At 67.4% G+C, this 6,219-nt stretch carries 9 protein-coding genes and 1 pseudogene; 4 read left to right on the top strand and 6 right to left on the bottom strand.

Translation table 11 applies throughout. The features are described 5' to 3' along the window. From Q8W71_RS32130 to Q8W71_RS32110, 5 genes and pseudogenes are all read right to left on the bottom strand, one after another. Window positions 1-428 (bottom strand): annotated as a pseudogene (locus Q8W71_RS32130) (porin family protein); the annotation flags it as partial. Window positions 429-954: 526 nt separating this feature from the next. After that, complete coding sequence (locus Q8W71_RS32125) at window positions 955-1,287, bottom strand: hypothetical protein (protein WP_305529397.1); 333 nt, start codon at window positions 1,285-1,287, stop codon at window positions 955-957. Beyond that, window positions 1,287-1,574 carry a hypothetical protein gene (locus Q8W71_RS32120; protein WP_305529396.1) on the bottom strand — a complete coding sequence of 96 codons (288 nt, stop codon included), beginning with the start codon at window positions 1,572-1,574 and terminating at the stop codon, window positions 1,287-1,289. Before Q8W71_RS32120 ends, Q8W71_RS32125 begins: the two co-directional genes overlap by 1 nt. 438 nt (window positions 1,575-2,012) lie before the next feature. Next, window positions 2,013-2,600 carry a hypothetical protein gene (locus Q8W71_RS32115; RefSeq protein ID WP_305529395.1) on the bottom strand — a complete coding sequence of 196 codons (588 nt, stop codon included), beginning with the start codon at window positions 2,598-2,600 and terminating at the stop codon, window positions 2,013-2,015. Between the two features lie 82 nt (window positions 2,601-2,682). Further along, on the bottom strand, window positions 2,683-2,979 hold the full coding sequence (locus tag Q8W71_RS32110) for a hypothetical protein (protein ID WP_305529394.1): 297 nt from the start codon (window positions 2,977-2,979) through the stop codon (window positions 2,683-2,685). Between the two features lie 103 nt (window positions 2,980-3,082). On the opposite strand from Q8W71_RS32110, the gene Q8W71_RS32105 reads away from it, so the two are divergent. The 4 genes from Q8W71_RS32105 to Q8W71_RS32090 all read left to right on the top strand — a co-directional run bounded on the left by Q8W71_RS32105 (window position 3,083) and on the right by Q8W71_RS32090 (window position 4,370). After that, window positions 3,083-3,328: a helix-turn-helix domain-containing protein gene (locus tag Q8W71_RS32105; protein WP_305529393.1), complete on the top strand. Its 246-nt coding sequence runs from the start codon at window positions 3,083-3,085 to the stop codon at window positions 3,326-3,328. Beyond that, on the top strand, window positions 3,325-3,582 hold the full coding sequence (locus Q8W71_RS32100; RefSeq protein ID WP_305529392.1) for a hypothetical protein: 258 nt from the start codon (window positions 3,325-3,327) through the stop codon (window positions 3,580-3,582). Before Q8W71_RS32105 ends, Q8W71_RS32100 begins: the two co-directional genes overlap by 4 nt. Further along, window positions 3,579-3,740: a hypothetical protein gene (locus tag Q8W71_RS32095; RefSeq protein ID WP_305529391.1), complete on the top strand. Its 162-nt coding sequence runs from the start codon at window positions 3,579-3,581 to the stop codon at window positions 3,738-3,740. Before Q8W71_RS32100 ends, Q8W71_RS32095 begins: the two co-directional genes overlap by 4 nt. A 267-nt stretch (window positions 3,741-4,007) precedes the next feature. Then, complete coding sequence (locus tag Q8W71_RS32090) at window positions 4,008-4,370, top strand: hypothetical protein (RefSeq protein ID WP_305529390.1); 363 nt, start codon at window positions 4,008-4,010, stop codon at window positions 4,368-4,370. A gap of 380 nt (window positions 4,371-4,750) precedes the next feature. On the opposite strand, the gene Q8W71_RS32085 is transcribed toward Q8W71_RS32090, so the two are convergent. Then, window positions 4,751-5,449 (bottom strand): hypothetical protein, encoded by a 699-nt coding sequence (locus Q8W71_RS32085; protein WP_305529389.1) that lies wholly within the window; start codon window positions 5,447-5,449, stop codon window positions 4,751-4,753. Window positions 5,450-6,219 lie beyond the last annotated feature (770 nt).

The raw sequence follows: 6,219 nt of genomic DNA, 5'->3' as shown, positions 1-6,219 counted from the left end.
GCGGCGTTGGTGGCGAAGCGGGCGCGGCCGCCGAAGTCGAGGTACTGGGCGTCGGCCTCGACACCGACGACGACGCCGGCGCCCGGGGTGAACTGATAGTTGTAGCCGACCTGGCCGCCGCCGGAGAAGCCCTCACGGTTGCTGTTGGAGTAGACCAGCGTGGAGCCGAGCGGCGCCAGGGCGCGGTAGGGCGCGAGGCCGCCCGGGCCGAGGACGACCGGGTTGCCGGCGGTCTGGACGAAGCCCTGCGAGCCGTTGCTGCTGGCATCGAAGGCGTAGCCGGCGTTGATACCGAAGTACGCGCCGGTCCAGGTGAACACCGGAACGGGCGTGAACACCGGCGGCGGCGCGCGGCGCGGAAGGTCCGCGGCGGACGCGGCGGCGGTGAGCGCCGTGAACATCACAAGCGAGGTGGCAAGCGTCTTCATGACTGTGCGGTTTCCCCAGAAACTGAACCCGATCACCGTGGTGGTACCGAGTTTTGCACAGCCAAGCTGTAACAGGGTTACCACACCGGTTTCCGAACTGTGTCGGAAAAGGGGCGACGCCGGCCTACAGCAGCCTCCAAAATGGATTTCGAGATCCAGAGTTCAGGCGTTCCCTACGGACACGGAAGCCGGCCGGGCCTTAACAACGGTGTCCTGGGGCTGATGCAGCGCGCTCCGCGTATAGCGGCCGCCCTTCGGCACGGTTCGCCGCCATGCGCTCGCGCAGAGCGACGGCACGCCGTGCAATCGCCTCGGCGTCGCAGGTGCGGCAGGGGCCGCCGCGACCGGCAGCGCGGCAGTTGTTGGGGCTTAGGCAGGAGCGACGAGGCATCGCACCGCTTATAGGCCGTAATCCCGACTGCGCTCACAAACTCGTTACAACCTGCTCGATCAGGATCATGAGCCGAGAGAGGAGGCACCCGCAATGCCGACTACCGCACGAATGGCTGCGACGAGCGCTGCGCAATCACGGCGTGCGGCGCACTCGATCGACCGGGGCGCTGGGCCGACCCGACTTGGTCAGGATCGCCCGCACCTCGCGGACGTGCTCGGGCTCCGCGATGCCGGGCAGCAGCCGGCCAATTGCCTCGTGAACGGCCAGCCAGCGCCGCATCAGGCGCAGAAGCACATCGCCCGGCGGCGGCTGCCTGCGCATACCAGCCAGCCAGAAGAGACCGCTCAGGCGTCGATTGAGTAGCCAGACCCACGCCAGCAAGACAAGAAGGCGGACGGTGTCGGGCCAGGGCAGGCGGCGAGCGGCAGCGGCCCGTGCTGCGGTTCTAGAAATCGTCGTCGGCATCAGGCTTCTCCCGCCATCAGCGCGATCAACGCAGCGCCCGCATACGAGACGACGTTGCCGTGGCCATTCCATGCGAGCCCCGTCGTCGCAGGCGCGCTCCGGACCCTCGGCGCGGGACTGCGGATCACCTCCGGCAGGGCGGCCTCCGGCGCCTCGGCCTCGCGGTCCTCGTCCCCGCCGCGCATCAACGCCACCTGCGAGCCGTGATGACTTTCCGGCGCCGCGAGAGACGGTTCTGCATCGGCGTCCGGTTTGAGATCGGGGTCGCCGTCCCAGTGATCCAGCACGGCGATGATGCTGTCGGCCGCGTCGAGGGTGCTCGGGGTCGAAGTTGTGAGTGAGGTCGAAGACCCTCGGCCCCTGCCCTCTGAGGTACACCACGGCGAGGCCGGCGCCGGACGGCGTCACCGGCTTGACGATCACGCTGGCGCCGCGGGCCGCATGCGAACCCAGACTGTCGTCTGCGACGCCCAACGCGTAGGTTTCGGGGTGAGTGTCGCGCGGGGCGGGCACGCGGCCGGGAAGCGTTGGGCGCTCAGCCGGCTCGACGGGTGCATCGGGCGATGCGGGTGGCGCCTTGAGCGCTGTCTCCGCTGCGGGCCGGATGAACCAGCCGGCGGCGTCGCGCAGGCGGGCGGCACGCTCGCGCTGGGTGGCTAGGAAGTGGGCCGGCTGCTCGGCCTGGGTGCGGGTGTTGCTGCGCTTCGTCGTGACGGCCCCTCCCCTCAGGCGATCGGCAGGAAGCCGTGGGCGGCGACGCCCCGGGCGATGAGCAGGACGGCGGTCAGCAGCTCGCCCGCGAGGTCGAGGAAGCGCGGGGCACGGACGTGGGCGGTGTCCGGCCGGACGGCCTGCACCGCCTCCCACAGCTCGATCTCGCCGGGCAGGCGCTCGTCGTGGAGCGCGGCCACGGTGTCCCGGCGCTGGAGGTCGAGGGCGAGGACCGGGCGGACCGCGAGCGGTGGAGCGAGACGGCCCTGCGGCGCTGCCCGGTGCAGCGGCACGGGCGGCAGGTTGGTGCCGAGGAACAGGGTCAGGTCGGCGGCGCGGGCCTCGGCGATGCCGTAGGCGGGCTGGTGGCCGGCCTTGAACGCGGCTTCCTCACGGAGCCACCAGCGGAAGTGCTCCAGCAGCGCCAGGGCGCCGAACCGGGTGGTGCAGGCGGTGGTGACGATCGCCTCGGACGCGGCGTCGTACTCGTCGTTGGCCTCGACGCTGGGGCGGCCCTCGGGGGCGACCTGATAGGCGGCGCGGTGGCGGACGATCGCGGCGTGGATCGGATCGGCCGCGGGCAGAGTGAAGGCGTGCGTCATCGTTCGGGCTCCGGTTAGGGCTCGTGGCGGTGGTCTCGGGGGTGAAGGGGGGCCGGCCGGGCGGGCCCGGCGCGGGGTCAGGTCAGTGCGCGGTGCGGGCGCGGGCGGCCTTGGCGGCGGCCCAGGTGGACTTGAGCGCCAGCGACATCGCGACGCCCCAGGTTGAGCCGTAAGTGAGTTGATGCGTCTTCGCGGCGAACACGGCAGCGGCCATGATCGCGGCGCGGTCGTAGGCGCCGGTCGGGGCGACGAGCGGGCGGGTGCGGGCCTTGAAGGTGATCGACGCCTGGGCTCCGAGAGCGCCGGCCGGGCGGCGCTTGCCGTCGTCCTTCAGGTCGCGGAGGGCGGAGGACCAGGAGAGAGAGCGCTGGAGGGACATGGCGCTTGATCCACGATTATCGTGTGTGATAAACGGATATCGTGGACACGGAAGGCCGTCAACGCTTTTCGTGTAAAAATACCGAAAAGCGTGGACTCGACCAATGTCTTTGACCGCTGCCCAGTCGCGCGCTGCACGCGGTATGCTCGACTGGTCTCAGACGGAGTTGGCCGGCAGATCGAACCTCAGTGAGAGCACAGTCAGAGATTTCGAGAAGGGGCGGCGTACTCCCTCACCGAACAATCTCTCGGCCATCCGGCAGGTGCTCGAAGCTGCTGGCATCGAGTTCATCCCGCAGAACGGCGGTGGGGCAGGGGTGAGGTTTCGGCGGGGTGAAGAGACGGCGTGACCTACACCCTCGAACAGCTCGCACCCGGCAGCTACGACGTGCTGCTGAATGGCGTCGTGATCGCGGGGCTCGTGCGCAGCGTTCACCGCAGCGGGCCGGGCAGCGACTGGCAGATCGAACTTCTCGACGAGATGCCGGCGGCCGAGCGGTCCGCACCCTTCACGGCCCAGAAGCACTTCTTCCGATCCCAGTCCGCGGCGCTGGCATGGCTCGGCATCCGAGAGGCGGCAGCTATCGCCGATCCAGCCGCATGAAAGTGATCCGCGCTCGCCTTATGGCCGTGGGCATCGCGGTCGTGTTCGTCGGCTCGGCGAGAGCGCTTCAGGCCCTGGGCATGGCGTACGCCCTGGAGGACTGCCTCGTGGCGGCCTTGGTCGCGACGGTGATCACGGCCGTGGTTCCAGCAGCATGAGCGGTCCTGACAACTCATTCCCGAGGACGGCGCGGGCGCGGAGATCCGGTTCCGGGAGCGAAAGGGAGCACGATATGGCCGTCCGGCGAACAACGTTGAGTGCGCGGGATCGCTACAAGCTCCGGCTTCTTGCTGGACGAGACCGCTTCTACTTGGGTGACACCAGTTTACGCAGCTTGGCGAGCCGCAGCCTCGTTGCACAGACTGGGCGTGCAAACAGCGCCGGCCGGGCGGAATGGACGATCACGGTGACAGGACTTACCACGTTTGCGGAGGCCGACGGACTTCTTCCCCAAGGAAAAGAAAGCCGGCCTCGCAGCGCAAGCCCTGCCGCCGATCATGCAACTGGCCTGGAGTTCATCCCCGAGAACGGCGGCGGCGCCGGCATCCGGTTCCGAGAGCGGAAGGGGGTATGATCTGACCGGGTCTTTGAAGCCACTCGGCGCCAATATGCGCTACCGGCTCCTGCTGAAGAACCCACGATGCTATCAGCAGGAAACGATCCTGATCCGCATGGCTAAGCTCGGCTTGGTTGCACCGACCGGTCACACGGATGGTGCTGGGCGAACCGAATGGGCGATAACCAAGCGCGGTCGCTCGGCGCTCACTGCTGTCGATGGACGGCGCTGAGGAGTTCCGCCAGCCGATCGCGTCGGGATGCGGATAGGGCGTGCCGCAATACTGCCGCGGGATGAGCGGGCAGCCCTCGTGTCCGTGAAGGTGCAGCATCGTCGCCCAGCGCATGCGCAGGTGATGACCGACAGTCCGGACCTGACCATGGCAGGCCGGGCAGCGTTTGAGGGCGTTACGGTAGTGCCGGTGCACCTCGATGACCGGCATTCGCTGCCATGCCCCCTCGATCTTCACCTCGCACGTCGGTACCTCGCTGCTTGGCATGTGGTCTGACGGCCGCTCCTCGCGAGCATGACGAGCGGAGGCAAGACGCGTTCAGGCGCTGGTGAGATCCGGGGTTCCCCCGCCCGTGAGCAGATCGGGCGGGGCCGAGTGGCTCACTCCCCACCCATGCGTCTGATGGTGCCGACATTCTCCGGTGACAGATCGGCCGCAAGGCTGCCGTGCTTTGGAACCTCGGAACGCTTCACCAAATGGGGCTGTACCCTGTTGTGCTGCGGGCCCTGATCGACCGACCCCGTCGCCATCACATCACGCAACGGATAGTCTTGCCGCTTGAGAAACTGGGCGGGCTTCTGGTCGCCGCAGCCGTCGCATACCGAGACGAGCCAGGACTGCCATAGCCCGTTGGTCTTCTCTTCGCTCGACTTGGCCCGCTCGCGGTGCGCGGATGCCAGAGCGACGGTGTCGAGATCCATCTGCTGCTTGAACGAGTTGGACTGGCCAGTGTCCCGCGGATCATCCCTCCGAGCGTCCCCGCCGCCTTGGGGTATGCCGACCGAGGTCTTGCTGGAGAAGCCCTTCCCCGTCGAATACTCAAGGCAGCCGTTGCAAATCCGCCGGCTGATGGCGTCGTCAATCGCCTGACGTGGGGTCGAGCGTTCGATCGGCTTGGTCGATGTCGGGCTGGCGTCGCGGCTGGGCGGCTTGGTCTGTCCGACTACCGTCGTGTTCGGCGCCTTCTCGGTCGTGAGCGGCCCGCCGCCCGTTCCCGTCGTGTCCGTTTGTGCGGACGCCATACCCGTCGATGTCGCGCAGATCGCCAGTACCAGACCTAGTGCACGGATCTTCGCCATAGCGTCCTCCATGACTGCAAAACCGCACGCATGAGGACCAGTTCACTGCCATAACCTCGCACATTCGAAGGATAGCATTGCTCATCGGCAGATCTGGACGAAAGGCGTAGTCCGCGGGCCGGGAGGGTACGGCCTACCCCACTTGGTGATCGGATCCGGGCGGGGGCGAACTGGATTGCGGTAGTCTCATACCGTTTCCGGGTGAACCGTTCGGTGATCCGGGCCCACGCCGTCATCGCGAGCCGTAGGCGAAGCGACCCAGGGCAGCGCGCGCTTTGAGACGGTGGCGCCCCTGGATTGCTTCGCTCCGCTCGCAAAGACGGAGAGCGACGATCCCGAACCCTTCAGCCGGAAGCCGTATCACGTCAAATTGAACGGCGTGAGCCTCGATATGTCCGCCGTGTGGATCCGTGAGACTTGGATCCCCACACGAAGCTCGAGAGTATCCCACAATGTTGCGCCGTTCCTCTTCCGCCTCCCGGATCGTCGTCATCCCCTGCACCATGCAGGCGGGCTGCTTCTTATGGACGATCTCGTCGGCGGACGGACGAGAGATCGAGCGCTCACGCTTCGCGCACGCCAGCGCCCATGGTGCTCGAATTACGGGCGAGATACGGGCCCGGGAAATCGGCATCAGGATCTGAGAGTCCGTCCGGGATCATATTGTTGTTTAGCGGCATCTTGTGCTGAGATGCGGCCTCTTTTTGGAGGCGGCTGATGTGGACACAGGAGAACCGTGGCCGGTACGATCGAAGTGGCCTGCGCTATCC

The sequence above is a fragment of the Methylobacterium amylolyticum genome (genome assembly GCF_030700245.1).
GTDB lineage: Bacteria > Pseudomonadota > Alphaproteobacteria > Rhizobiales > Beijerinckiaceae > Methylobacterium.
The sequence above is the reverse complement of the archived record's forward strand: the minus strand, read 5'-3'. Positions and strand labels throughout refer to the sequence as shown.

Excerpts from the sequence above, each read along its gene's own strand:
- Q8W71_RS32125 (WP_305529397.1), bottom strand. The coding sequence starts at position 1,287 with ATGCCGACGACGATTTCTAGAACCGCAGCACGGGCCGCTGCCGCTCGC.
- Q8W71_RS32115 (WP_305529395.1), bottom strand. The coding sequence starts at position 2,600 with ATGACGCACGCCTTCACTCTGCCCGCGGCCGATCCGATCCACGCCGCG.
- Q8W71_RS32110 (WP_305529394.1), bottom strand. The coding sequence starts at position 2,979 with ATGTCCCTCCAGCGCTCTCTCTCCTGGTCCTCCGCCCTCCGCGACCTG.
- Q8W71_RS32105 (WP_305529393.1), top strand. The coding sequence starts at position 3,083 with ATGTCTTTGACCGCTGCCCAGTCGCGCGCTGCACGCGGTATGCTCGAC.
- Q8W71_RS32095 (WP_305529391.1), top strand. The coding sequence starts at position 3,579 with ATGAAAGTGATCCGCGCTCGCCTTATGGCCGTGGGCATCGCGGTCGTG.
- Q8W71_RS32085 (WP_305529389.1), bottom strand. The coding sequence starts at position 5,449 with ATGGCGAAGATCCGTGCACTAGGTCTGGTACTGGCGATCTGCGCGACA.